This window comes from Comamonas badia DSM 17552, assembly GCF_000484635.1.
Taxonomy (GTDB): domain Bacteria; phylum Pseudomonadota; class Gammaproteobacteria; order Burkholderiales; family Burkholderiaceae_C; genus Comamonas_C; species Comamonas_C badia.
In genome coordinates this window covers 527,553-551,409 of record NZ_AXVM01000001.1, presented here as the reverse complement: position 1 = coordinate 551,409, position 23,857 = coordinate 527,553, and the positions used below count along the sequence as shown (strand labels likewise).

Sequence of the window (23,857 nt, the reverse complement as noted above, 5' to 3'; positions counted from 1 at the left end):
TACACTGGGCGCTTCGATTTTTTCATCAAGGAGTTTCAGGCCATGGATCGTCGTTCCCTCATCAAGAATGCCGGCATCGCCGGCGTGCTGGCCGCAGGTATCGCGCCAGCAGTCCACGCTCAGGCGACGGTGCGCTGGCGCCTGGCCACGAGCTTCCCCAAGGCGCTGGAGACGCTGCATGGCTGCGCGGTGAAGTTCTCCGAGACCGTCAAGGCGCTCTCGGGCGGCAAGTTCGAGGTCTCGGTGCATGCCGCGGGTGAGTTGATCCCGGCCTTCGGCATCGTGGACGCGCTGGCCGACGATTCCATCGAGATGGGCGAGACCGCCGCCTACTACTTCACCGGCAAGGATCCGTCGTTCGCCTTCAGCTGCGCCATTCCGTTCGGTTTCACCGCCCAGCAGAACCAGGCGTGGAAGATCCACGGCAACGGCCACAAGCTGCTCGACGAGCTGTTCGCCAAGTACAACTTCCATGCGCGCAGCGCGCTCAACACCGGCACGCAGATGGGCGGCTGGTACCGCAAGGAGATGAACAAGCCCGAGGATTTCAAGGGCCTGAAGATGCGTCTGGGCGGCGGCGTGTTCGGTGAGTCCATGGCCAAGCTGGGCGTGGTCTCGCAGAACATGCCCGGCGGCGACGTGTACCAGGCGCTGGAGAAGGGTACGCTCGATGCGGCCGAGTTCGTCGGCCCCTACGACGATGCCAAGATGGGCTGGAACAAGGTCGCCAAGTACTACTACTACGGCGGCTGGTGGGAAGGCGGCGCCGACCTGGAGTTCTTCATCAACAACAAGGCCTACGCCAAGCTCTCGCCCGAGTACAAGGCCATCGTCAATTCCGCGATGGACACCGCGTACAACGATGGCACTTCCAAATACCTGTACCTGAACCCGATCGCGCTCAAGCAACTGGTGGCCAGCGGCACCCAGCTCAAGCGCTTCAACAAGGAGATCGTGCAGGCCGGCTTCAACGCCGCGCAGGAGGTCTACGCCGAGCACAGCGCCAAGGACCCGGTGTTCAAGAAGATTCTGGACGATCTGCGCGGTTTCCAGCGCGATCAGATCCTCTGGAACCGCATCTCCGAGCTGGTGTTCACGCAGGACATGGCGTCGCTCAAGATCTGACGCCCGTCCCTGTGGGGCATCTTCTTCGGAAGGTGCCTCCGCCAACAAAAAACCGCAGCCGAAAGCTGCGGTTTTTTTGCTGGCCGGGGGAGCGCCGCCCCCGCCGCGCTGGCCCGCGCTACTTTCCGATCGCGTCCTGTATGGCCTTCATCGGGTCTTCTTCCCCGCCGCCCGCTGGCCCGAAGCTGGATTCACCCGCTCCGCTGCCCGCTTCCGGCAGCCCGCCGTTGGCGGGGGGGTTGGGTTGGGCGCCAGCACCCGCTCCCGGGGCCGCGTTGTCGCCGGGCACGATGAAGGTATTGAAGTCCGAGCTTTGGTCGGTTGCGTTCAGGTCCTGCAGCATCTGCTGCTCGACGGCCTTCATGTCCATCTTCACCGGCTTGTCCAGTCCGCCGGTCACCAGAGCCGGGAAGGCGATCACGAGGGCCACCATGGCCAGCTGCAGCAGCAGGAAGGGGATCGCACCCTTGTAGATCTGCATCGTCGTCACCGGCTCCATGAGCTTGCCGGTGTGGCTGTCCACATAGGGTTTCTCGGGCGCGACCGAACGCAGGTAGAACAGGGCGAAGCCAAATGGCGGGTGCAGGAACGAGGTCTGCATGTTCAACGCCAGCAGCACGCCGAAGAAGATCAGATCTATGCCCATCTTGTCGGCGATCGGCGCGAGCACCGGGACGACGATGAACGAGAGTTCAAAGAAGTCGAGGAAGAACGCCAGGAAGAACACCATGATGTTCACGAAAATCAGGAAGCCCAGCTGCCCGCCCGGCAGCTTGGAGAGCAGGTGCTCGACCCAGACCGGGCCGTCGGCCGCCTGAAACACCATGCTGAAGACCGTCGCGCCCACCAGGATGAACATCACGAAGGACGAGAGCTTGGTGGTGGTATCGAGCGCCTGGCGCAGCAGCTTCCACGAGAGGCGCTTGCGCATCGTGGCCATGATGAGCGCGCCCATGGCGCCCATGGCGCCGCCTTCGGTGGGCGTGGCCACCCCGAGGAAGATGGTGCCCAGCACGAGAAAGATCAGCAGCAGCGGCGGGATCAGCACGAAGGTGACGCGCTCGGCCAGCCTGGAGAGCAGCCCCATGCCGGTGACGCGGTTGATCACTGCAATCAGCCAGCCGACGAAGCTGCCGCCGCACATGGCCACGACGATCTTTTCGTCGGTGGGCACGAATTCGACCACTTCACCCTGCCACCAGCTGTGGATGGCCGGCATCTCATGGCCGAGCAGCAGCGCCACCGCGGTGCAGAAAACGAACAGCACCGTGAGCGAGGTATAGCCGTGGCTGCCGCTGGGTTCGGTGAAGGTGCGCGCCTCCGGCGGCAGCGCGGGCACCGACTTGGGCTTGAAGATGGCCAGCACCACGACCCACAGGATGTACAGGCCCATCAACGTGAAGCCCGGGATGAACGCGCCCTTGTACATGTCGCCCACGCTCTTGCCCATCTGGTCGGCCAGCACGATCAGCACCAGGGACGGCGGGATGATCTGCGCCAGCGTGCCCGAGGCGGCGATCACCCCGCTGGCGAGGCTGCGGCTGTAGCCGTAGCGCAGCATGATGGGCATGGAAATGAGGCCCATCGAAATCACCGAAGCGGCGACGACGCCGGTGGTGGCCGCCAGCATCGCGCCCACCAGCACCACGGCCAGTGCCAGGCCGCCGCGCAGCGGGCCGAACACCTGGCCGATCGAATCGAGCAGGTCCTCCGCCATGCCGCTCCTCTCCAGGATCAGGCCCATCAGCGTGAAGAAGGGCACGGCCAGCAGCGTCTCGTTGGCCATGATGCCGATCAGGCGCAGCGGCAGCACCGAGAGGATGGCGGTCGGGAAGATGTCCAGGTACACGCCCAGCGCGCCAAAGGTCAGGCCCGCGGCGCCCAGCGAGAAGGCGACGGGAAAGCCCAGGATCAGATAACAGATCAGCCCCACGAACATGATGGGGGCGAAGTTGGATGCTATGAATCCCATGGTGTCTAGCTTTCGCGGATCAGTGGGCGCGCGCTTGCGCCGGGGCGGCCGTCGCGGCGGCGTTCTGGGCGCGCAGCGCCTCGATCAGCGCTTCCTCGTCCGATTTTTCGTCGGATTTGATGGTCGGATCGGGCCCCTTGCCGAGGGCGAATGCTATGCATTTGATGAGCTCGGACCAGCCCTGCAGCAGCAGCAGGGTAAACCCCACCGGCAGCGCCAGCCATACCGGCCAGCGGATCAGCCCGCCGGGGTTGCTGGACATTTCGCCCGATTCGAACATCTGCAGGGCCAGCGGCGTGGCGTAGTACAGCACCATGATGCACACGGGCGTCAGGAAAAAAATGATGCCCAGGATTTCCACCGCAAGCTGCACCTTCTTGGGGAAGTGGCTGTTGAGCACGTCGATGCGCACATGCTCGCGCTTGAGCAGCGTGTAGCCCGCGGCGATCAGGAAAGACCAGGCAAACAGGTACCACTGCACTTCCAGGTAGCCGTTGGAGCTGTAGTTGAAGACCTTGCGGATCACCGCGTTGAAGGCACTGATGGCCGTGGCGCCGAAGATCAGCCAGATGGCGTATTTGCCTATGAACGAGTTGAGCCGGTCTATGGCTCGCGATAGCGATAGCAGGGCCTGCATGGTGTCTCCAGAAAAAGGCCGGGTAGGCGCTTGGCCCCTGGCTCGTGCGGCGGGGCTTGGGCGGTTGCCGCGCGGCCCGTGGTGCACCGAAGCCTTGCGACGACGCGAAGATTCTAAGTGCCTGCCCTGGGTGGTGGCGAGTGCCAGGCCCTCGGACATAATGGCGCGCACCACATGGATGCGGGACGCACGACAGGCATGGACGACGCGGCAGACCCTCACTTCGTGCATGTCCGGCTCAGGCGGATGCGCCGCACGGCGTTGAGTGCCGCGGTGCTCAATGGGGCTTCGGTGGCCCTGGGCATGCTGCTGATCGTGCTGCTGGTGCATGCGGTGCTGGGCGTGGGCGCTGCCTCCAGCGCCAGTGTCGGCGTCATCGTGGCGCTGATCCCCGATACGCCGCGCGCGCGGCGCGGCAAATGGCTGCACCTGATCGTGGCGCCGCTGCTCGGCCTGCCGCTGTTCCTTGCGGTGCAGTTGCTGCGCGGCCATCCGCTGGAGCTGGGTCTGCTGCTGGTGCCCGCCACCTTTCTGGCCTTTCTGTCCACCGCCTGGGGGCGTCCGGGCATGCCGGTGGCCGCGGGCCTCATGTTTGCCATGCTGCTGGCCATGGCGCCCCAGCCTGCGGCCAGCGCGCAGGAAGCATGGCTGCGCACCGGCTGGTGCGCGCTGGGGGCCGGTTTGTATGTGTTGTGGGCGACGGCCGCCAATGCCGTGCTCAATGGACGCTACCGCGCGCAGACGCTGGCAGAGCTGCTGCTGACGGTGGCGGCGCTGCTGCGCACGCATGCGAAGCGTGTCGTGCGCCTGCCGCAGGCGCAGGGCGCCAGCCAGCAGCCGGGTGCGCTGGGCGAAGTGCTGCTGCGCCAGGCGGCACTGGCCGAGCAGTTGCAGGCAGCGCGCGATCTGATCCTGGAGGCTCCCGGCACCACGCGGCGCCAGCAGCTGGCCGGCATGCTGGTGGTGGTGCTGGAGATGCGCGATCGCCTGATAGCCAGCGAGCTGGATATCGAACGCATCCAGGCCCGCCAGGCGGCGGGCCTGCGGCAGCTGGCCGCGGTGTCGCGCGCCATGGCCGACGACGTCGAGCAGGTGGCTGATGCGCTGTTGCTGGGCAGGCGGCCGCCCGCCGCGCGCGATCATGGCGCCACGCTGCAAGCCTTGCGCCAGCAGGCGCTGGACGAGGCCCGGGATCGGGCCGGGGAGGGCGACGCGATCCACCAGGCCGCCTTGATGCACAGTGCCAGTGTCCGCCTGGCAGATCAGAATGGGGCGGTGCGCCAGCTTGCGGCGCTGGCACGCGGCGAGCAGGCGCCCGATCTCTCCGCCGTGCGCAGCGGCTGGCAGTTGTTCGTCAGCCCCGCTTACTGGTCCAGCCAGCCGCTGCGGGGGCTGCTGCGCTGGCGCCAGCCGGCCTTTCGCCATGCGCTGCGCGCCGCGCTGGCCATTGGCGCGGGCTATGGGCTGGCGCTGCTGCTGCCCTGGGGTTCGCGCGATTACTGGATCCTGCTCACCATCGTCGTCGTGCTGCGCGGCTCACTCGCGCAGACGCTGGAGCGGCGCACCCAGCGCGTGCTCGGCACGCTTGCCGGCAGCGCCCTGGCGGTGGGCCTGCTGGCATTGCAGCCGCCAGAGGTGGTGCTGTTGGCGGCGGTGGTGGTCGCGCAGGGGCTGGCGCATGCCTTCGTGGTGCGCAAGTACGTGATCACCGCGGTCGCGGGCTCGGTGCTGGGCCTGGTGCTGGCGCATCTTCTCTATGCCGGGAGCAGCTCGGCGTTCGATTTCGCCGAGCGCGTGGGCGATACGCTGCTGGGAACGGCGCTGGCCTGGGGCTTTTCCTACGTGCTGCCTTCCTGGGAACGCACGCGCATCGCGCTGACGGTGCGCCGCGTCTGCCGTGCGATGGCGGCGCACGCACGCCAGTCGCTGGCCCTGGCTGCATTGGCCGAGGTGACCGGGCAGCCGGAGCTGGCGTGGCGGCTGGCACGGCGCGAGGCCTACGATGCGCTCTCGACGCTGGTGCAGGCCACCAGCCGCGCGCTGGTGGAGCCGCGCGCCGTGCAGCCACCCATCGCGCTGCTGGAGCAGCTGCAGGCGCATGGCTATCAGTTGCTGGGCCAGCTCAGCGCGGTGCAGTCCACCCTGCTGCTGCGCCGCGAGCGCCTGCAACTGGATGCGCTGGCCATGCCGCTGGCCGATGCCGCCCGCGAGATCCAGGCGCAGCTGAACCTTGCGGGTCCGGCCGTTGCAGCCAGCCCGGCGCCGGTGAGTGAGGAGGCCGGCGTGGCACTGTCGGGCGTGCCGGAAGATCTGCCCGACCCACGGGTGCCGGATTCCAGCCCCTGGCTGCTGCGTCGCCTGGCGCTCGCGACCGGGCTGGCGGGTGTGGTGCGCAGCGATGCATTGGCCGTGCTGGGCGAGCTGGCGGCGGCGCAGGGCCCGCCCGTCAATCGACCAGCGCCGCCCCCTTGACCTGCGCGAACAAGGTCTGGCCGGGCGCGAGGCCCAGGCTCTCGCACGAGCGCTGCGTGATGCGCGCGAGCAGCGGCGTGCCCGTGCAATCGAGGGCGGCGGCGACCAGCCCCGGGCCTTGCGGCGCCAGCTCGGTGATGCGCGCCGGCAGGATGTTGAGGATGGTGCTGTCGGTGGGCGCCGTGCGCGACAGGCTCACGTCGCGCGCCGCAATGCGCAGCCGCACCGTGCTGCCCGGCGCATGCGCGTGGTGGCTCACGAGATGCAGTTCGCCGCCGCCGAACGCCACGCTGAGCAGCTGGTCGTGCGCGTCGTGGCGCAGCACGCTGGCGGTCACCAGCGCGGCGGCATCGTCGCCGTGCGCCGGCGGCAGGTCGAGGCGGGCCAGCACCTGCGCCGTTGCGCCCTGGGCGAGTGCGCGGCCTTGCTCCAGCAGTACCAGGTGGGATGCCAGCCGTGCGACTTCCTCGGGACTGTGGCTCACATAGAGCACGGGAATATCCAGCTCGCGCTGCAGGCGCTCCAGGTAAGGCAGCACCTCGGCCTTGCGCGCGGCGTCCAGCGCCGCGAGCGGTTCATCCATCAGCAGCAGCTGCGGGCTGGCCGCCAGTGCGCGCGCGATCGCCACCCGCTGGCGTTCGCCGCCGGACAGGGTGTCCGGCATGCGCTCCGTCAGGCCGGTCAGGCCGAGCAGCTCCACCGCGCGCTCCAGTGGTACGCGCCGGCGCTCGGGCGGCAGGCGGCGCAGGCCGTATTCCATGTTGCGGCGCACATCCAGGTGGACAAACAGGCTGGCTTCCTGGAATACATAGCCAAGCTGGCGCCGGTGCGTGGGCAGCCACACGCGCGTGTCGTCGTCCTGCCAGAGCTGGCCATTGACTTCGACGCGCCCGGCCACGCGCTCCAGCCCGGCAATGGCACGCAGAAAACTCGTCTTGCCGCAGCCCGAGGGGCCGAACAGCGCCGTGACGCCGTGACCGGGAAGCGCGAGATCCACATCCAGCAGAAAATCGGGGCGCTGCAGCCGCAGGCGGGCCGAAATCGCGCTCATGCCAGCCGCCCCTTGGGCTGCAGCCAGTGCAGCAGCACCAGCACGATGAAGGCAAACACCACCATGCCGCCCGCCAGCCAGTGCGCATGGGTGTACTCCATGGCTTCGACGTGGTCGTAGATCTGCACCGAAACCACGCGCGTCTTGCCCGGAATATTGCCGCCGAGCATCAGCACCACGCCGAATTCACCCACGGTATGCGCGAACGAAAGTACGGCGGCGGTGATGAAGCCGGGGCGCGCCAGCGGCAGCGCGACGGTGAAAAACCGATCCAGCGGACTGGCGCCGAGCGAGGCGGCGACCTCCAGGGGCCTGGTGCCCACGGACTCGAACGCGCGCTGCAGCGGCTGTACCGCGAAGGGCAGCGAATAAACGATGGACCCCACCAGCAGCCCGCCGAAGGTGAACGGCAGGCGGCCCCAGCCCATGGCCTGGGTGAACTGCCCCACCGGGCCGTTGGGGCCCATCAGCACCAGCAGGTAAAAGCCGATCACCGTGGGTGGCAGCACCAGCGGCAGCGCGACCACCGCGCCCACCGGCGCGCGCCAGCGCGACGGCGTATGCGCGAGCCACCAGGCGATGGGGGTGCACAGCACCAGCAGCAGCAGGGTGGTCAGGCCGGCCAGCTCCAGCGTGAGCCAGATGGCCGACCAGTCGTCGGGGGAGAGAAAGGGCACTGCTATGCGAAATGAAGCTGCTGGCGCCTATCGTGCACGGCTTCAGGCATCAAACATGTTTGAAAACCATCAATGGCGCACGCTGACAGCTTCAGAAAGAATAGCCGTAGGACTTGATGACGGCGCGTGCCTTGTCGCCCTTGAGGTATTGCATCAGCGCCGCCGCCGCCGCATTGCCCTCGCCCGGCTTGAGCACGATCGCATCCTGGCGGATGGTGTCGTGCAGCGCGGCCGGCACCACCCAGCCCGAGCCTTCGCGCAGCTGGCCGTTCTCGGTCACCTGCGAGAGCGCGACGAAGCCCAGCTCGGCATTGCCCGAAGCGGCGAACTGGTAGGTCTGGCCGATGTTCTCGCCCTGCACGATGCGCGCCTGCACCTGGCTGGCAAGGCCGAGCTTGTCCAGCGTCTGCATGGCCGCGGCGCCATAGGGCGCGAGCTTGGGGTTGGCGATGGCGATGTGCTGCCAGTCGGTCTTCTGCAGCACCTTGCCGTCGGCATCGACGTAGCCCGCCTGCTTGCTCCACAGCACGAGCTGGCCGATCGCGTAGGTGAAGCGCGAGGCGTCGTTGCCCAGACCTTCCTTGGCGATCTTCTCGGGCGTGGCGTGGTCGGCGGCGAGCAGGATGCCGAACGGCGCGCCATTCTTGATCTGCGCGTAGAACTTGCCGGTGGCGCCGAACGACAGCTCCGCCTTGTGGCCGGTGTCCTGTTCGAACTGCGCGGCGATTTTCTGCATGGGCGCCGTGAAATTGGCCGCCACGGCAACGCTCACGCTGTCGGCATGGGCGCTGGTGAAGGCCGCGAACGAGAAGGCGAGCACGCCGACGAGGGTATGGGGAAAGAACGGCTTGGACATATTTCGCTATTCCAAAAATGAATAAAGATTGAGTATACCGATGTGTGCCATCCAATGTGTCATCCAATGCGCCGCCAGGTGCGGCATGATGGCGGCCATGCGCAAGAAAAGACTCTCCGTGATGGATGCCCTGGGGCAGGACAAGGCCGACCGGCGCATCGCCATACTGCGCGAGATCGACAAGGGCGGTTCGATTTCGCAGGCGGCGCGTACCGTGGGCGTGAGCTACAAGGCGGCGTGGCAGGCGCTGGATACCCTGACCAATCTTGCCGGCGTGGCGCTGGTGGGACGCGCCGTGGGCGGGGTGGGCGGCGGCGGCACGCAGCTGACCGATGCGGGGCGCGAACTGCTGCAGGCCGCCGATGCGCTGGTGCGCGTGCGGGCGCAGGTCGCGGCGGATGTGGCCAGCGGCGGCGCCGCGCATGCTGCTGCCGCGCAACTGGCGATACGCACCAGCATGCGCAACCAATGGCCCGGCGTGGTGACCGGGCTGCGGCGCGATGGCAATCTCGTGGATGTGCTGCTGGCCGCGCGCAGCCATGGCGCGCTGCCGGCCTTGGCCCGGGTCACGCGCGAGAGCGCGCAGCTGCTCGGCCTGGCCTCAGGCGTGCAGGTGCAGGTGCTGTGCAAGGCGACGGCAGTGCGCGTGCTGCCGCAGGCGCAGAGGCCGGATGCGGCGCCGCCCAACTGCTGGTCTGGGCGTGTGCAGCGGGTAGCGCGCGGAGCCTCGGGCGATGAAGTCGTGCTGCAGCTGGAAGGCGGGCTGCAGCTGGTGGGGTTTGCGCCGCCGCAGTCAAGCCTGCGCGCGCGCGCTGCGGCGTTCGCCTGCGCCGAGCCGAGTGCGCTTGCGCTCCTGGTGCCGGATCACTGACCGCCTGCCGCCGGGCGTGCCGGTGGCTGGTGCGCCAGCCAGGCATGCGCCAGGTTCACCCAATAAGTGGCACCCAGCGGTATCAGCTCGTCGTTGAAGTCGTAATGCGGGTTGTGCAGCGTGCAAGGCCCGGCGTCATGGCCTCCGCCTTCGTAGCGCCCGCGGTGCGCGCCCTCGCCATTGCCGATGAAGCAGTAGGCGCCTGGCCTGGCCTGCAGCATGTAGGCGAAGTCTTCCGCGCCCATGGTGGGTTCCTGCGCCAGCGCGCTGTCTTCGCCGACGATGCCGGCCATGACCTGGCGGCAGAAGCCGGCTTCATACGGTGTATTGATGGTGGGCGGGTAGTTGCGTTCGAACTCGAAGCTGCAGTTCGCGCCCATGGCGGCAGCGATGCCTTGGGCCGTCTCCCGCATGCGCGCCTCGATCAGGTCCAGGGTCTCGAAGGTGAAGGTGCGCACCGTGCCCTGCAGCTCGCAGGCATCGGGAATCACGTTGGTGGCTTCTCCCGCATGGATCATGGTGACGGAAATCACGCCGGCGTCTATGGGTTTGCGGTTGCGTGAAATGATGGTCTGGAAGGCCTGCACCATCTGGCAGGCGATCGGCACCGGATCGACGCCCAGGTGCGGCAGCGCCGCGTGCCCGCCCTTGCCGGTGATGGTGATCCTGAACTCGTTGCTTGATGCCATCACGGGCCCGCTGCTCACGGCCAGCGTGCCTGCGGGCATGCCGGGCCAGTTGTGCATGCCGAAGACGGCTTCCATGGCAAAGCGCTCGAACAGGCCGTCCCGGATCATCTCGCGCGCGCCGCCGCCGCCTTCTTCCGCCGGCTGGAAGATGAGGTAGACGGTGCCGTCATAGTCGTGGTGCCGCGCCAGGTGCTGCGCCGCCGCCAGCAGCATGGCGGTATGGCCGTCGTGGCCGCAGGCGTGCATCTTGCCGGGGTAGGTGCTGGCGTGGGCGAAGGTGTTGAATTCCGTCATGGGCAGCGCATCCATGTCGGCACGCAGGCCGATCGCGCGGCCGCTTTGGCCGCCATCCCTGCCGTGCACGATGCCGACCACGCCGGTCGTGCCCATGCCGCGGTGCGCCGGTATGCCCCATTCGGTCAGTTTGGCCGCCACCAGGTCTGCGGTGCGCTCTTCCTTGAAGCACAGCTCCGGGTGGGCATGGATGTCGCGCCGCAATTGGGTCAGGGCTGCGGTTTGCGCCAGGATGGGTTCGATCAGCTTCATGGACGCAGTCTAGCCGGGCATGCCGCCCGACGCCATCGGTACCGCAGAGGGGATTGTATTGAAGTTATTCATTTGATCAATAAATGAACAATAAACGAATGATTTGCAGACAATTTTTTGAAATGTGGCCCATCGCGCCAAGAGTTTCAGCCTGGCATGGCCTGTGCTCTATCTTCGGGATGGAACGACAAGGAGACCAAGGCCTGTGCACCGATCCAGAGTGCAACGGATGACGATTCCCCGTGCGGGCTGGTGGCTGCGCATGCGGTGCCGATCCTTCATTTTTCACTGCGACTACGCGTTTTTCCCTAGGCGGGCGGGGTTCGGCAGGGTTTACGATCAATCGCACGACAACAGGTTACACACGGCGCTGCCGTTATTTTTTGCGCGGCGCGCCGATATGCAATGAGTGATTTCATACTCGAAACTTCCCATCTCACCAAGGAATTCAAGGGCTTCACCGCGGTCAGTGATGTCAACCTCTCGGTGCGCCGCGGTTCCATCCACGCGCTGATCGGCCCCAATGGCGCCGGCAAGACAACCTGCTTCAACCTGCTGACCAAATTCCTGGTGCCCACGTCGGGCACGATACGCTTCAACGGGCAGGACATCACGGGTGAAAAGCCGGCGGAAATCGCGCGCCGCGGCATCATCCGCTCGTTCCAGATTTCCGCGGTGTTTCCCAACCTGACCCTGCTGGAGAACGTGCGCCTGGGCCTGCAGCGCAAGCTGGGCACGAGTTACCAGTTCTGGCGCAGCGAGCGCAGCCTGTACAAGCTCAACGATCGCGCCAGGCAACTGCTGGCGGAGGTGGGTTTGGAACACATGGCCGACGAAATGACGGTGAACCTGCCCTACGGCAGCAAGCGCGCGCTGGAGATCGCCACCACGCTGGCGATGGAGCCCGAACTGATGCTGCTTGACGAGCCCACGCAGGGCATGGGCCACGAAGATGTGGACCGGGTGACGCAGTTGATCAAGAAGGTCTCCGCCGGACGCACCATCTTGATGGTGGAGCACAACATGAAGGTGGTCTCCACGATCGCCGACCGCATCACCGTGCTGCAGCGCGGCGAGGTGCTGGCCGAGGGGCCTTACGAGGAAGTGTCCGCCAATCCGCAGGTGATGGAGGCCTATATGGGCACGACCGAAGGCCAGCTTGAGGGAGCGCACTGAGATGGCAGGCACACCCGCACTCGAAATCAAGGGGCTGCAGGCCTGGTATGGCGAATCGCACGTGCTGCACGGCGTGGACATGGTGGTGCAGCCTGGCGAAGTGGTGACGCTGCTGGGCCGCAATGGCGCCGGACGCACCTCCACGCTGCGCGCCATCCTTGGCCTCACGGGAAGCCGCAAGGGCTCGATCAAGATCAACGGAAACGAGACGATTGACCTGCCCACGCACAGGATCGCGCACTTTGGCGTGGGCTACTGCCCCGAGGAGCGCGGGATTTTCTCCAGCCTTTCGTGCGAGGAAAACCTGTTGCTGCCCCCGGAGCTCCATGCCGGGGGAAAGGGAATGTCGGTCGATGAGATCTACGCGATGTTCCCCAATCTGGCCGAGCGCCGGCAAAGCCAGGGCACAAGGCTTTCAGGCGGCGAGCAGCAGATGCTGGCGGTGGCGCGCATTCTGCGCACCGGCGCCAAGCTGCTGCTGCTCGATGAAATTTCCGAAGGCCTGGCGCCCGTGATCGTGCATGCGCTGGCGCGCATGATCACGATGCTGCGCGAAAAGGGCTTCACCGTGGTCATGGTCGAGCAGAATTTCCGCTTTGCCGCGCCGCTGGCCGACCGCTTCTACGTCATGGAGCACGGCAAGATCGTCGAGCAGTTCGGCGCCTCCGAGCTGCAGGAAAAAATGCCGGTGCTCAATCAGCTGCTCGGCGTCTGAATCCCCCGCTGCCTTGGCGGGCGGTTCCGCGGGGCATTCATCATTCACTCAGGAGAAAGCAAGCATGCAATTCAGACTCAAGACCCTCGTGGTTGTCCTTGGTACGGCCTGTCTCGGGCTTGGCGCGCTGCACGCACAGGCGCAGGACAAGCTCAAGATCGGTTTCATCACCGACATGTCCAGCCTGTACGCGGACGTCGAGGGCAAGAACGGCGCGCTCGCCATCCAGATGGCCATCGATGATTTCGGTGGCAAGGTCCTGGGCAAGCCGATTGAGCTGCTCAGCGCCGACCACCAGAACAAGCCGGACATCGCCGCGACCAAGTCGCGCGAGTGGGTGGATACCGAAGGGGTGACCTTGCTGTTCGGCGGCACCAACTCCGGCACCGCGCTGGCCATGGCCAAGGTGGCGCAGGAGAAGAAGCGGGTATTCATCGATAACGGCGCCGGCTCCTCCGCGCTGACCAACGAGCAATGCACGCCGTACACCGTGCACTATGCCTACGACACCGTGGCGCTGGCCAAGGGCACGGGCGGCGCGGTGGTGAAGAACGGTGGCAAGACCTGGTTTTTCCTGACGGCCGACTATGCGTTTGGCCATGCGCTGGAGGCCGATACCGCCAAGGTCGTCAAGGAAAACGGCGGCACGGTGCTTGGCAGCGTCCGCCATCCGCTGAACGCCACGGATTTCTCTTCCTTCCTGCTGCAGGCGCAGAACTCTAAGGCGCAGATTCTGGGTTTGGCCAATGCCGGGGGCGACACCATCAACGCCATCAAGGCCGCCAAGGAATTCGGCATCAACAAGACCATGAAGCTGGCCGGTCTGCTGGTGTTCCTCAGCGACGTGCACAGCCTGGGCCTGAAGAACACCGAAGGCCTGCTGCTGACGACCAGCTGGGACTGGAACCTGAACGACAAGACCCGCGCCTTCGGCAAGCGATTCTTTGAAAAGACCAAGCGCATGCCCACCGACATCCAGGCGGCGGACTATTCGGCCACGATGAACTACCTCAAGGCGGTGCAGGCAGCTGGCACGATGGACGCGGATGCAGTGATGGCCAAGCTCAAGTCCACGCCGATCGACGATTTCTATGCCAAGGGCGTGATCCGCCCGGACGGCCGTTTTGCGCACGACATGTACCTGATGCAGGTCAAGTCGCCCAGCGAATCGACCGTGCCCTGGGATTACTACAAGGTGGTATCGCGCCTGCCGGCTGACCAGATCTGGACCACCAAGGCGGAGAGCAAGTGCGCCTTGTGGAAGTGATCTTTCATGCCTCTTGCGTCGAATAGTGTCGATGCAAGAGGCGTGTGGATGTCGGGTGGCGATATGTGCAACAAAAGAGACAGGAGATAGGCAATGAAATCCAAACTCACGAAATTGGCCGTGGCGCTGGGCGCGGTCGGCCTCATGGCGGGCGCCATGCAGGCACAGGCGCAGGACAAGGTCAAGATCGGCTATATCTCTGATCTCTCCAGCCTGTATGCGGACCTGGAGGGCAAGGATGCGGCGACCGCCATTCAGATGGCGATCGATGATTTTGGCGGCAAGGTGCTGGGCAAACCCATCGAGATGATGAGTTTTGACCACCAGAACAAGCCTGACCTGGCCGCTTCCAAGGCGCGCGAATGGATCGACACCGATGGCCTGACGATGATCTTCAGCGGCACCAACTCGGGTACGGCGCTGGCGCTGGCCAAGGTGTCGGCGGAGAAAAAGCGCGTGATGATCAACAACGGCGCAGGCAGCGCGGCGCTGACCAACGAGCAATGCTCGCCCTACGCCGTGCACTACGCCTACGACACCGTGGCCCTGTCGCGCGGTTCGGCGGGTGCCGTGGTGGCCAATGGCGGCAAGAGCTGGTTCTTCCTGACGGCCGATTACGCCTTTGGCCATGCGATGGAGGCCGATGCGGCCGCCGTGGTCAAGGAAAAGGGCGGTAGCGTGGTGGGCACGGTGCGCCATCCGCTGAATGCCACCGATTTCTCGTCCTTCCTGCTGCAGGCGCAGAATTCCAAGGCACAGGTGCTGGCGCTGGCGAATGCGGGCGGCGACACCATCAACGCCATCAAGGCGGCCAATGAGTTCGGCATTTCCAAGACCATGAAGGTGGTGCCGCTGCTGGTGTTTTTCAGCGACATCCACAGCCTGGGCCTCAAGACCACGCAGGGCATGCAGTTCGTGACCGCCTGGTACTGGGACATGAACCCCGAGGCGCGCGCTTTTGCCGACAAGTACATGGCCAAGATCAAGAAACGCCCGACGGAAATCCAGGCGGCCGACTATTCCGCCACGATGAACTACCTCAAGGCCGTGCAGGCCGCGGGCACGACGGATGCCGACAAGGTGATGGAAACCTGGCGCGGCATGAAGATGAAGGACTTCTTCGCTTCCGGCCAGATCCGCCCCGATGGCCTGTATGAGCACGACATGTACCTGGTGCAGGTCAAGACGCCGCAGGAATCCAAGGGCGCCTGGGACTATTACAAGGTCGTCAAGCAACTGCCGGGCGCCGAAGTCTTCACCACCAAGGCCGAGGGCAAGTGCCCGCTCTGGAAGTGATGCGCGGCTGACGTTCTGACGGGGGGCGGCTGCGCTCCCCGGTTCCATTCACCACCACCGCGCACTGCTTCCCATGGAAATTTTCGGTATTTCGATGGCGGCCATGATGAGCCAGCTCCTGGTGGGGCTGGTCAATGGTTCGTTCTACGCCATCCTCAGTCTCGGCCTGGCCGTGATCTTCGGCCTGCTCAACGTGATCAATTTTGCGCATGGCGCGTTGTTCATGCTGGGTGCCATGGTCACCTGGATGGCGATGAATTATTTCAACGTCAACTACTGGGTCATGCTGGTGCTGGCGCCACTGATCGTGGGGGCGTTTGGCGTGGTGATGGAGCGCTTGTTCCTGCGCTGGATCTACAAGCTGGACCATATCTACGGCCTGCTGCTCACGCTCGGCATCACGCTGCTGATCGAGGGCGTGTTCCGTTCCATCTACGGCGTCTCCGGCCTGGGCTACGACGCGCCCGATCTGCTGCAGGGCGCTACCGATGTGGGTTTCATGGTGTTGCCCAACTACCGTGCCTGGGTGGTGGTGGCTTCCATCGTGGTGTGCCTCGCCACCTGGTACGTGATCGAGAAGACCAAGCTGGGCGCCTATCTGCGTGCGGGGACGGAAAACCCGCGGCTGGTGGAAGCCTTCGGCGTCAATGTACCGGTGATGGTCACGCTGACCTTTGCCTTCGGCTCGGCACTCGCCGCTTTTGCCGGCGTGCTCGCCGCGCCGGTCTACCAGGTCACGCCACTGATGGGTCAGCACCTCATCATTCTGGTGTTCGCGGTGGTGGTGATCGGCGGCATGGGTTCCATCATGGGTTCCATCGTGACGGGCTTGGCTCTGGGTGTGATCGAGGGGTTCACCAAGGTGTTCTACCCCGAGGCCTCGTCCACCGTGGTGTTCGTCATCATGGCCATCGTGCTGCTGATCCGCCCGGCCGGGCTGTTCGGCAAGGAAAAGTGAGACCCTGGGGCTGCTACCAATGAATATCCAGAAATTTGCTCCCTGGGGCTACGGCCTGTTGCTGCTGGGCCTGATCGCCGCGCCTTTCGTGGGCGCCTATCCGGTCTTCGTGATGAAGCTGCTGTGCTTCGCGCTGTTCGCCGCGGCGTTCAACCTGCTGCTGGGCTATACCGGCCTGCTCTCGTTTGGCCATGCCGCCTTTCTCGGCGGGTCGGCCTATATCTGCGGCCATGCGGTCAAGGTGTGGGGTTTGTCGCCCGAGCTGGGGCTGCTTGCCGGCACCTTGTGCGGCGCGCTGCTGGGCTGGATCATGGGGGCGCTCACCATTCGCCGCCAGGGCATCTACGCCACCATGATCACGCTGGCATTGGCGCAGATGGTCTATTTTGCGGCGCTGCAACTCAAGTTCACCGGCGGCGAAGATGGCCTGCAGGGCGTGCCGCGCGGCCATCTGTTCGGCCTGATCAATCTGCGCGACGACCTCACGATGTACTTCTTCGTGCTCATCGTCGTGGCATTGGGCTTCTGGCTCATCATGCGCACCATCCGCTCGCCGTTTGGTCAGGTGCTCAAGGGCATCAAGGAAAACGAGCCGCGCGCCATCTCGCTGGGCTATGACACCGACCGTTTCAAGCTGGTCGCTTTCATCATTTCCGCGGCACTGTCCGGCCTGGCCGGTTCGCTCAAGACGCTGGTGATGGGCTTCGCCTCGCTGTCTGACGTGCACTGGACGATGTCCGGCAACGTGGTGCTGATGGCGCTCGTGGGCGGCATGGGCACCATGAGCGGTCCGCTGGTGGGGGCCACCGTCATCGAGTTGCTGGAAAACAAGATCGGCGACTTCGGCACCTGGCTCGCGGACGTGACATCGGTCGAGTGGTTCAACACGATAGGCGGTTCGGTCACCATGGTCACCGGGCTGATCTTCGTCGTCTGCGTGCTGCTGTTCCGCCGCGGCATCATGGGCGAGCTGATTGCATGGCTGCAGCGGCGAGGTACGGGCGGCGGTTCGCATTGATCCCGATGCGGCCGGATTGACCTGCACCCTTTCCGAGGAGCTGCAGGCGCAGATTGCGCCGCCCCACGACTGGACGCCGGTGGCATTCAACGGCGAAGTCAGGGAATCGATCGGCGCATTCACGGACATTGCCAATACGGTGTTCAAACCCGCGGGCGAGGGGCCATTTCCCGCCGTCGTGCTGATGCACACCTGCGGAGGCCTCAAGGGGGCGCCGAACGCCCACATGAAGCAGCACGCGCAGGAACTGCTGGAAGCCGGCCACGTGGTGCTGGTGATCGACAGCTACGGGCCCAGAGGATTCGACAATTGCGCAGCCAGGGCGCCGAGCGGTTCGGGCGGCATTGCCGATGCCTATGCGGCACTGGCCCTCCTGGCGGCCAAGCCGTTTGTGGATGGGACACGCATTTACCAGGTGGGTTACAGCTGGGGGCATTCATCCCGGCCTTGCTGGCGTCGCCGCAGAGCGCCTGTCTGGCGGGGAGTGAGCGGCGTTTTACCGCCACGGTGGCGAACTATAGCAGCTGCGCCTTCAAGGGCAGCTGGGACAAATCCGGCCTGGCATCGAGGGGTTATGTGTTCAACCCATCGATCGCGAAAGACGCAACGGCACGGTTGCTGACTTTCATGGCGCAAACGCGTTGAGGCGATGCGGCTCAGTCCAGCCGCAGGCGTTGCGCGTACCCCGTCAGCTCCAGATAGCCACGCCCCACTTCTCGCCCTTGCGCGTCAGTGAGGGTGCTCAGGCCCTCCCAATAGATCGCGCCCGTCGATGCACGGCTGTCCAGCTCCTGGTCATCCACCATCGCGGTGATGGTGAAACGCCCGGCTGGGCAGGCCATCTGCTGCTGCACCGGGTAGCGGGTGCCCGTGGCGGGGCTGGTCCAGTGGCGCAGCGGCGTGAAGCGCACGGTGTCGTGATCGAACGCCTGGACCGGCGCATGGGCGCCGGCGCGCAGCGAGCCGCCGGCCCAGAGCGGGCTGCCATCGGCGCGGCGCAGGACGAAGGCCGTCAGTGCGCCGCCGTCGGTGAGGTTGATGCCTATCCAGTCCCAGCCGACGGCGTCGGGGTGCATCAATGCCTCGCTCCATTCATGGTCCATCCAGGCGCGGTTGTCTTGCGGTGCGCCGGTCTGAACAGGCAGTTGCTTTGCGCCCACCTGGATGTGGCCTGACAGAGCGAGCTGCGGCTGGCTGGCGTAGCAGCTGGTGTTTTCCGGCAGCGGCCCTTTGCGGGACAAGCCATGGTCGCCCTGCAGCAGGATCGGTTGCGTGCTGGTGGCCGTGAGCGCCAAGGCGAAGTCCTGCGCCTGGGCGTGGATGGTGTAGCGGCTGTCTCCTGGTGTGCTGCTGGGCTGGCGTTGCAGCCGCCAGTCGTTCAGACGGATATCGGTATCGGTTTCACTGGCCTGTGCGACGCCAAAGCCGGCGCGCGCGATGCGCTGGTCATGCCGCAGGCGTTTTCCGGCCACGTCGGTGAGCGCGGCATGGGCGAACAGCAGCTGCCTGGCGGCGAAGGCCGAGCGCAGGCTTCGTGCCACGTCCACACGTGAGCGGAAGAAGGTGATCTGAAAGCCCCAGAGCGTGCCTGCCGCGCGCAACTGGCCGGTGATGTACCACCATTCGGTGCGAAGCAGCGGGTGGCTGCCATGGTCGCGCGGGAAGCTCAAGGCACGCGGCGGCAGGGCGTAGGCGCCGGGAATGCAGGTGGCCAGGCCGGCAGCCAGCAGCCAGCGGCGGCGGATGGGGAGCGCGGGCATCACCAATCCTCTTTCACGGCCAGCACCGCATCGCTGCCAGCCGCGGCCCGGCCCGCCAGCAGGGCGGTGAAGGTGCCCGCCGCCGCCACCACCAGCGCGAGCGCGCCCAGCCGCAGCCAGGGCACCTCCAGATCCATGCTCCAGTGAAAACTCTGCGGGTTGACCACGCGCACCAGCACCAGCGAAACGGCCAGACCCAGCAGCGTGCCGGCGACGGCGCCGACCGTCATCCATGCCGCGCCTTCGCCGGCCACCACGCCAAGAATCTGGCGGCGCGTGAGGCCCAGATGCGCGAGCAGGCCGAATTCCTTGCGCCGCGCCAGCACCTGCGCGGACAGGCTGGCGGCCACGCCAAACAGCCCGATGCCGATCGCCACCGCCTGCAGCCAGTAGGTGACGGCAAAGCTGCGGTCGAACAGTGCCAGCGAGCGCTGGCGGATGCTTTGCGTGCTGCTGAATTCCAGGGCATCAGGCTGGGCGCCCTGGCTGGCAACCGCGGCCAGGATGGTCTGGCGCAGGGCTGCAGGGTCGGTGCCTGCGGCGGGCCAGAGCGCCAGGTCGCTGGCGTGGGTGTCGCCCGTCAGGCGGATGAAATCCGTGCGCTCCATCGCCACGGCGCCCGATTGCCGGACATAGTCGCGCCACACACCTGCTATGAAAAAAGGTGCTGCTTGCGCTTTGCCAGTATGGGCTGCAAGGGAAAATGCCTTGGATAATGCGGGCCAGTCGTCGCCAGGATGCACGCCGTACAGGTCGGCCACGGCTTCGCTGACGTAGATCGGCATGCGCCCCGCAGGCACCGGCAGGGCGCTGCCCACCAGCGGCAGGCTGCGTTCGGGCTGCGGCCCGATGGGGCGGGCCAGCACTGCGATGGCTGGCATGTCGGCGTTCAGCTGGACGCTGCTGCCGCGCAGCGCCACCAGCCGCTCGACCTCGGGGAGCCGCTGCACCTGCTGCACCAAGGCAGCGCTGAATACGGCGGCTGCGTCGCCGCGCGGCTGGCCGCTGGCGCGCAGGTACAGCGGCGCGGGCAGCATGGCGCTGAGCCATTGCTGCACCGAGGTGCGGAAACTCGCGACCATGACGGTGAGTGCCACGGCCAGGCTCAGCGCCGCCACCACGCCGCCCACGGTGGCGGCAGCGGCGCCGCGCGTGCGGCGGGCGCGCTCCAGCGCCAGCATCAGCAGCGCGCGGTGGCGGGCCAGTGGCAGCCCCGCGCGCAGCAGCAGCGCGATCAGCCAGGGCAGCAGCGTGATGCCGCCGATCAGCAGCAGCGCGACGGACAGGTAGGCAGCCAGCGGCACGCCGGCGATGGGTGGCGCAAGGGCCAGCAGTGCGCCCGTTGCCAGCAGCCCGGCGCCCGCGATGGCCAGCGTGGCTGTGCCGGTCTCTGCCGCAAGGCCCAGGCCCTTGAGCGTTTGCGCCGGCGGCAGGTGCTGCGCGGCGCGTGCCGGCCACCAGCCGCCCAACAGGGCGCAGCCCAGCCCCAGCAGCGCGTAGGCCAGGGCCGCCGCCGAGTTCCAGTGCAACCGCGTGGCACCGGCGAAGTAGCCCCCGCCCAGGTCGCCTCCGGCCAGTTGCAGCGCCACGCTGGCCAGCAGCGTGCCCAGCAGGACTCCGAGCAGACTGCCGACGCAGCCGAGCAAGGCGGCTTCGCCCAGCACCAGCTGCAGGCGTTGACGTGGGGTGGCGCCCAGTACCGCCAACAGCGCCAGTTGCGGCTGGCGACGTGCCACGGCCAGCGCCAGCACCGAATACACGAGGTAGGCCCCGGTAAACAGTGCCACCAACGCCAGTGCAGCCAGGTTTACGCGGTAGGCGCGTGAGAGCTGGCCAAGCTGCGTGGCACTGTCCGGTGGCTCAGCCAGCAGAAATTGGCTGGCGCCACCGCTATCGCCCCAGAGCTGCTCGGACAGTGCCTGTCGGCTCGCACCGGGGCGCAGTTGCAGGTCGATGCGGCTGAGCCAGCCATCCTGCCCCAGCAGATCCTGTGCGGCGGCGATATCCATCACCATGAGCGGCGGGCCGGCTGCGGCGACACTGCCGGCCACCTGCACTGGCACGTTGGCAAGGCCTGCCTGCAGCGAGAGCGTGGCCGTGCCGTCGGCAAGCCCGAGCGCGTGGCGGGCGCTGGCGTTGAGGAACACCGTGCGCGGCGCAAACAGCACAAGGCGGTCCTGCGTGGGCCACGGCTGTGGCATGAGTGCGGGCGCCGTGGCGGACAGTTGCAAGGTATCGGCAGCCACCAGATGCAGCTGGGCTTCACGGCCGTCGGCGGTGGAGGCTTTCAGGTGCGCTTCAAGGACCGGATTGGCGTGCGCCACCAGCGGGTTGCGCGCAACCTGGGCATACAGCGCTTGCGCCAGCAAGCCCTGGCGCGGGCGCAATTGCAGATCGCTTTGCCCGTTGGCTGCGCGTGTGGCTTGCGCGAATTCCGCCAGTGCGCTGGCGTTGATGAGATGCACCGCGAGCGCCAGCGCCACGCCCAGCATCACCGCCGTGACGGCCGCCAGGCTGCGCCACGGGTGCTGGCGCAGGTCTTGCCAGGAGAACACCGAAAACAGGCCGTGCATGGACGTGATTGTGCGTGCTTGCGCCGCGGCTTGTCGCCCTCTTGAAACGCGCAGCGGCGTGCGCATGTAGGGTGCATGCCGCAGTCCGCGGCGCAACCACACCAGGAGTTGAACCATGAATGCATTGATGTCCCGCCCCAGCCTGTTTGATGAATTTTTCCGCGATGTCGCCCCGGGTTTTTATGTGCGCCCGCTGCACGGCGACGCGCTGCCGCAGCCGTCGCAGATCCGCATCGACGTGAAGGAAGATGACGCCGCCTACAGGGTGCAGGCCGAGCTGCCAGGCGTGCCCAAGGAGGACATCCAGGTGTCCATCGACGGCGCCGTCGTCACGCTGCGCGCCGAGGTGCAGCAGCACGACGGGAAGAAGGACGGCGAAAAGCTGCTGCGCAGCGAGCGCTACTTCGGCTCGGTGGCGCGCAGCTTTCAGCTGCCGGTCGAAGTCGATGCCGCCAGCGCCAAGGCCAGGTACGACAACGGCGTGCTGACGCTCACATTGCCCAAGAAACTCGAAGGCAAGGTGCAGCGCCTGGCGGTGCAGTGATGCGGGCAGGCCTTATCGCTCAAGGCGCGTGATGCCCTGGGCGGTGAGGCGCAGCAGCCGGTCGGCGCGCGCCGCCGCGGCGCTGGCGTGCGTCACCAGCACCAGCGCGGCGCCATGCTCGCGCGTCTGCTGCAGCAGCAAATCCATGATCCGCGCCGCGGTGGCCGGGTCGAGATTGCCGGTGGGCTCGTCGGCCAGCAGCAGCGCGGGCCGGTGCACCAGGGCGCGGGCAATCGCCACGCGCTGCAACTGGCCGCCGCTCAGCTGCTGCGGCAACCGTTCTTCCAGGCCTTGCAGTCCGACGGCGGCCAGCATCTGCCGGACGCGGCCCTCGTCGGGTTGCCTGAGCAGCAGCAGCGGCAGCGCCACGTTCTGCGCCACGCTCAGGTGCGGCAGGACGTGAAAGGCCTGAAAGACGAACCCCACATGCGCGCGGCGCCAGAGCGCGCGGGCGGTGTCGTCCATCGCCGTCAGGTCGGCGCCATCCAACCGCACTTCGCCCTCGTCCCAGGCATCGAGTCCGGCCAGGCAATTGAGCAGCGTGGATTTGCCCACGCCCGAGTCGCCGACGATGGCGACGAATTCACCGCGAGCGACCTGCAGGTTCACGTTCTCAAAGACGGTTTGCGGCCCGTAGCGGCGCGCGAGCTGCCGGACGATGAGCAGGGCTGTCATCGGTGCAGCAGCCCCAGCGCGGCGCGCACGAGCCTGTCGGTGGCGTCGGGCGCATCGGCGGCGATGGCGTGCCGCCCGGGCATGGAGCGCAGCCAGGTGAGCTGGCGCCGGGCGAGCTGGCGCGTGGCGGCCATGCCGCGATCGGCGATCTCCGCCAGCGGAAAGGCCCCGTCCAGCGCCTGCCAGCATTGGCGGTAGCCGACGCAGCGCATGCTGGGCAAGTCCGCGTGCAGGTCGCCGCGCGCGCGCAGGCCGCGCACCTCGTCGATGAAACCTTGCTGCAGCATCAGCGCAAAGCGTCGGGCGATGCGCTCGTGCAGCCAGCCCCTGTCGGTGGGTTCAAGGGAAAATACGGCTCCAGCGCTTATGGGAAGGGCGCAGGCAGCTTCCTTATTGAGAGCGATCAGCGTAGACATCGGCCGACCTGCCAGTTGCCAGACTTCGAGGGCGCGCTGGATGCGCTGGCCGTCATTGGGCGCCAGCCGCGCGGCGGTGGCCGGATCGACCTGCGCGAGCCGGGCATGCAGGGCCGGCCAGCCGAGGGCCGCGGCCTGCGCTTCAATCCGTGCGCGAAGGGCGGCATCGGCCGGCGGCAGCCGGGCGATGCCCTCGGTCAGTGCCTTGAAGTACAGCAGCGTGCCGCCCACGAGCAGCGGCAATGCGCCACGCGCCCGGATGGTCTGGACAAGGCGCAGCGCATCCCGCGCGAACTCCGCGGCCGAGTAGGCGTCGCGCGGATCGCGGATATCGATCAGGTGGTGCGGCACGGCCCGCCGTTCCTCGGCCGTGGGCTTGGCCGTGCCTACGTCCATGCCGCGGTAGACGAGGGCCGAGTCCATGCTGATGACTTCGACCGGCAGCTGCCTGGCCAGCGCCAGCGCCGCTGCCGTCTTGCCGCTGGCCGTGGGGCCGATGATGGCCAGAACGGGCGGCGCTTGTGAAAAATCCGGCGAGGTGTTGGTCATGCGCCTCTGAGCGT

General features: G+C 66.6%; 21 protein-coding genes. 11 read left to right on the top strand and 10 right to left on the bottom strand.

All coding sequences use genetic code 11. The features are described 5' to 3' along the window. The first annotated feature begins 42 nt into the window (after positions 1-42). On the top strand, positions 43-1,125 hold the full coding sequence (locus tag K320_RS0102710) for a TRAP transporter substrate-binding protein (RefSeq protein WP_024537347.1): 1,083 nt from the start codon (positions 43-45) through the stop codon (positions 1,123-1,125). 118 nt (positions 1,126-1,243) lie between these two features. On the opposite strand, the gene K320_RS0102705 is transcribed toward K320_RS0102710, so the two are convergent. Further along, positions 1,244-3,097, bottom strand: coding sequence for a TRAP transporter large permease (locus tag K320_RS0102705; protein WP_024537346.1), 1,854 nt, complete (start codon positions 3,095-3,097; stop codon positions 1,244-1,246). A gap of 19 nt (positions 3,098-3,116) precedes the next feature. Continuing rightward, positions 3,117-3,734, bottom strand: coding sequence for a TRAP transporter small permease subunit (locus K320_RS0102700; RefSeq protein ID WP_024537345.1), 618 nt, complete (start codon positions 3,732-3,734; stop codon positions 3,117-3,119). Between the two features lie 174 nt (positions 3,735-3,908). Here K320_RS0102700 and K320_RS0102695 point away from each other — a divergent pair, with 174 nt between their 5' ends. Continuing rightward, the gene (locus K320_RS0102695; RefSeq protein WP_245593807.1) at positions 3,909-6,206 is read left to right on the top strand and encodes an FUSC family protein; all 2,298 of its coding nucleotides are present in this window, start codon (positions 3,909-3,911) and stop codon (positions 6,204-6,206) included. Here K320_RS0102695 and modC read toward each other — a convergent pair. From modC to modA, 3 genes are all read right to left on the bottom strand, one after another. After that, the gene (modC, locus tag K320_RS0102690; RefSeq protein ID WP_024537343.1) at positions 6,181-7,257 is read right to left on the bottom strand and encodes a molybdenum ABC transporter ATP-binding protein; all 1,077 of its coding nucleotides are present in this window, start codon (positions 7,255-7,257) and stop codon (positions 6,181-6,183) included. The genes K320_RS0102695 and modC overlap by 26 nt on opposite strands. Beyond that, complete coding sequence (modB, locus tag K320_RS0102685; RefSeq protein ID WP_024537342.1) at positions 7,254-7,934, bottom strand: molybdate ABC transporter permease subunit; 681 nt, start codon at positions 7,932-7,934, stop codon at positions 7,254-7,256. Before modB ends, modC begins: the two co-directional genes overlap by 4 nt. Positions 7,935-8,025: 91 nt before the next feature. Beyond that, complete coding sequence (modA, locus tag K320_RS0102680; protein ID WP_024537341.1) at positions 8,026-8,790, bottom strand: molybdate ABC transporter substrate-binding protein; 765 nt, start codon at positions 8,788-8,790, stop codon at positions 8,026-8,028. A 97-nt stretch (positions 8,791-8,887) separates the two neighbouring features. Here modA and K320_RS0102675 point away from each other — a divergent pair, with 97 nt between their 5' ends. Next, on the top strand, positions 8,888-9,661 hold the full coding sequence (locus K320_RS0102675) for a TOBE domain-containing protein (RefSeq protein WP_029695741.1): 774 nt from the start codon (positions 8,888-8,890) through the stop codon (positions 9,659-9,661). Here the strand turns inward: K320_RS0102675 and K320_RS0102670 are convergent. After that, positions 9,655-10,896, bottom strand: a complete 1,242-nt coding sequence (locus tag K320_RS0102670) for a M20 aminoacylase family protein (protein WP_024537339.1) — start codon at positions 10,894-10,896, stop codon at positions 9,655-9,657. The two genes, K320_RS0102675 and K320_RS0102670, sit on opposite strands and share 7 nt — an antisense overlap. Positions 10,897-11,301: 405 nt before the next feature. Here K320_RS0102670 and K320_RS0102665 point away from each other — a divergent pair, with 405 nt between their 5' ends. From K320_RS0102665 to K320_RS18930, 7 genes are all read left to right on the top strand, one after another. Continuing rightward, a complete protein-coding gene (locus K320_RS0102665; protein WP_024537338.1) occupies positions 11,302-12,072 on the top strand; it encodes an ABC transporter ATP-binding protein in 771 nt (256 codons plus the stop codon). A gap of 1 nt (position 12,073) precedes the next feature. Continuing rightward, complete coding sequence (locus K320_RS0102660) at positions 12,074-12,787, top strand: ABC transporter ATP-binding protein (protein WP_024537337.1); 714 nt, start codon at positions 12,074-12,076, stop codon at positions 12,785-12,787. A gap of 64 nt (positions 12,788-12,851) precedes the next feature. Beyond that, a complete protein-coding gene (locus tag K320_RS0102655; protein WP_024537336.1) occupies positions 12,852-14,054 on the top strand; it encodes an ABC transporter substrate-binding protein in 1,203 nt (400 codons plus the stop codon). A gap of 93 nt (positions 14,055-14,147) precedes the next feature. Next, the gene (locus tag K320_RS0102650) at positions 14,148-15,350 is read left to right on the top strand and encodes an ABC transporter substrate-binding protein (protein WP_024537335.1); all 1,203 of its coding nucleotides are present in this window, start codon (positions 14,148-14,150) and stop codon (positions 15,348-15,350) included. Positions 15,351-15,423: 73 nt separating this feature from the next. Then, positions 15,424-16,308 (top strand): branched-chain amino acid ABC transporter permease, encoded by an 885-nt coding sequence (locus K320_RS0102645; protein ID WP_024537334.1) that lies wholly within the window; start codon positions 15,424-15,426, stop codon positions 16,306-16,308. Between the two features lie 19 nt (positions 16,309-16,327). Beyond that, positions 16,328-17,326 (top strand): branched-chain amino acid ABC transporter permease, encoded by a 999-nt coding sequence (locus tag K320_RS0102640; protein ID WP_024537333.1) that lies wholly within the window; start codon positions 16,328-16,330, stop codon positions 17,324-17,326. A gap of 16 nt (positions 17,327-17,342) precedes the next feature. Next, positions 17,343-17,948, top strand: coding sequence for a dienelactone hydrolase family protein (locus tag K320_RS18930; protein ID WP_169730024.1), 606 nt, complete (start codon positions 17,343-17,345; stop codon positions 17,946-17,948). A 34-nt stretch (positions 17,949-17,982) separates the two neighbouring features. On the opposite strand, the gene K320_RS0102635 is transcribed toward K320_RS18930, so the two are convergent. Both K320_RS0102635 and K320_RS0102630 read right to left on the bottom strand, forming a co-directional pair. After that, positions 17,983-19,086, bottom strand: coding sequence for a lipocalin-like domain-containing protein (locus K320_RS0102635; RefSeq protein ID WP_024537332.1), 1,104 nt, complete (start codon positions 19,084-19,086; stop codon positions 17,983-17,985). After that, positions 19,086-21,659 (bottom strand): ABC transporter permease, encoded by a 2,574-nt coding sequence (locus tag K320_RS0102630; RefSeq protein WP_024537331.1) that lies wholly within the window; start codon positions 21,657-21,659, stop codon positions 19,086-19,088. The genes K320_RS0102635 and K320_RS0102630 overlap by 1 nt, the downstream gene beginning before the upstream one ends. Before the next feature lie 115 nt (positions 21,660-21,774). Between K320_RS0102630 and K320_RS0102625 the strand changes: the two genes are divergently transcribed. Next, positions 21,775-22,203, top strand: coding sequence for an Hsp20/alpha crystallin family protein (locus K320_RS0102625; protein ID WP_024537330.1), 429 nt, complete (start codon positions 21,775-21,777; stop codon positions 22,201-22,203). A 12-nt stretch (positions 22,204-22,215) separates the two neighbouring features. Here the strand turns inward: K320_RS0102625 and K320_RS0102620 are convergent, their stop codons facing one another. Both K320_RS0102620 and miaA read right to left on the bottom strand, forming a co-directional pair. Next, positions 22,216-22,878: an ABC transporter ATP-binding protein gene (locus K320_RS0102620; RefSeq protein ID WP_024537329.1), complete on the bottom strand. Its 663-nt coding sequence runs from the start codon at positions 22,876-22,878 to the stop codon at positions 22,216-22,218. Continuing rightward, entirely contained in the window at positions 22,875-23,843 is a 969-nt protein-coding gene (miaA, locus tag K320_RS0102615; protein ID WP_024537328.1) for a tRNA (adenosine(37)-N6)-dimethylallyltransferase MiaA, read from the bottom strand. The genes K320_RS0102620 and miaA overlap by 4 nt, the downstream gene beginning before the upstream one ends. Between the last annotated feature and the right edge of the window lie 14 nt (positions 23,844-23,857).

Coding starts and splice junctions, on each gene's coding strand:
- K320_RS0102710 (WP_024537347.1), top strand. CDS start 43: ATGGATCGTCGTTCCCTCATCAAGAATGCCGGCATCGCCGGCGTGCTG.
- K320_RS0102705 (WP_024537346.1), bottom strand. CDS start 3,097: ATGGGATTCATAGCATCCAACTTCGCCCCCATCATGTTCGTGGGGCTG.
- K320_RS0102700 (WP_024537345.1), bottom strand. CDS start 3,734: ATGCAGGCCCTGCTATCGCTATCGCGAGCCATAGACCGGCTCAACTCG.
- K320_RS0102695 (WP_245593807.1), top strand. CDS start 3,909: ATGGATGCGGGACGCACGACAGGCATGGACGACGCGGCAGACCCTCAC.
- modC (WP_024537343.1), bottom strand. CDS start 7,257: ATGAGCGCGATTTCGGCCCGCCTGCGGCTGCAGCGCCCCGATTTTCTG.
- modA (WP_024537341.1), bottom strand. CDS start 8,790: ATGTCCAAGCCGTTCTTTCCCCATACCCTCGTCGGCGTGCTCGCCTTC.
- K320_RS0102675 (WP_029695741.1), top strand. CDS start 8,888: ATGCGCAAGAAAAGACTCTCCGTGATGGATGCCCTGGGGCAGGACAAG.
- K320_RS0102670 (WP_024537339.1), bottom strand. CDS start 10,896: ATGAAGCTGATCGAACCCATCCTGGCGCAAACCGCAGCCCTGACCCAA.
- K320_RS0102665 (WP_024537338.1), top strand. CDS start 11,302: ATGAGTGATTTCATACTCGAAACTTCCCATCTCACCAAGGAATTCAAG.
- K320_RS0102660 (WP_024537337.1), top strand. CDS start 12,074: ATGGCAGGCACACCCGCACTCGAAATCAAGGGGCTGCAGGCCTGGTAT.
- K320_RS0102655 (WP_024537336.1), top strand. CDS start 12,852: ATGCAATTCAGACTCAAGACCCTCGTGGTTGTCCTTGGTACGGCCTGT.
- K320_RS0102650 (WP_024537335.1), top strand. CDS start 14,148: ATGAAATCCAAACTCACGAAATTGGCCGTGGCGCTGGGCGCGGTCGGC.
- K320_RS0102645 (WP_024537334.1), top strand. CDS start 15,424: ATGGAAATTTTCGGTATTTCGATGGCGGCCATGATGAGCCAGCTCCTG.
- K320_RS0102640 (WP_024537333.1), top strand. CDS start 16,328: ATGAATATCCAGAAATTTGCTCCCTGGGGCTACGGCCTGTTGCTGCTG.
- K320_RS0102635 (WP_024537332.1), bottom strand. CDS start 19,086: ATGCCCGCGCTCCCCATCCGCCGCCGCTGGCTGCTGGCTGCCGGCCTG.
- K320_RS0102630 (WP_024537331.1), bottom strand. CDS start 21,659: ATGCACGGCCTGTTTTCGGTGTTCTCCTGGCAAGACCTGCGCCAGCAC.
- K320_RS0102625 (WP_024537330.1), top strand. CDS start 21,775: ATGAATGCATTGATGTCCCGCCCCAGCCTGTTTGATGAATTTTTCCGC.
- K320_RS0102620 (WP_024537329.1), bottom strand. CDS start 22,878: ATGACAGCCCTGCTCATCGTCCGGCAGCTCGCGCGCCGCTACGGGCCG.
- miaA (WP_024537328.1), bottom strand. CDS start 23,843: ATGACCAACACCTCGCCGGATTTTTCACAAGCGCCGCCCGTTCTGGCC.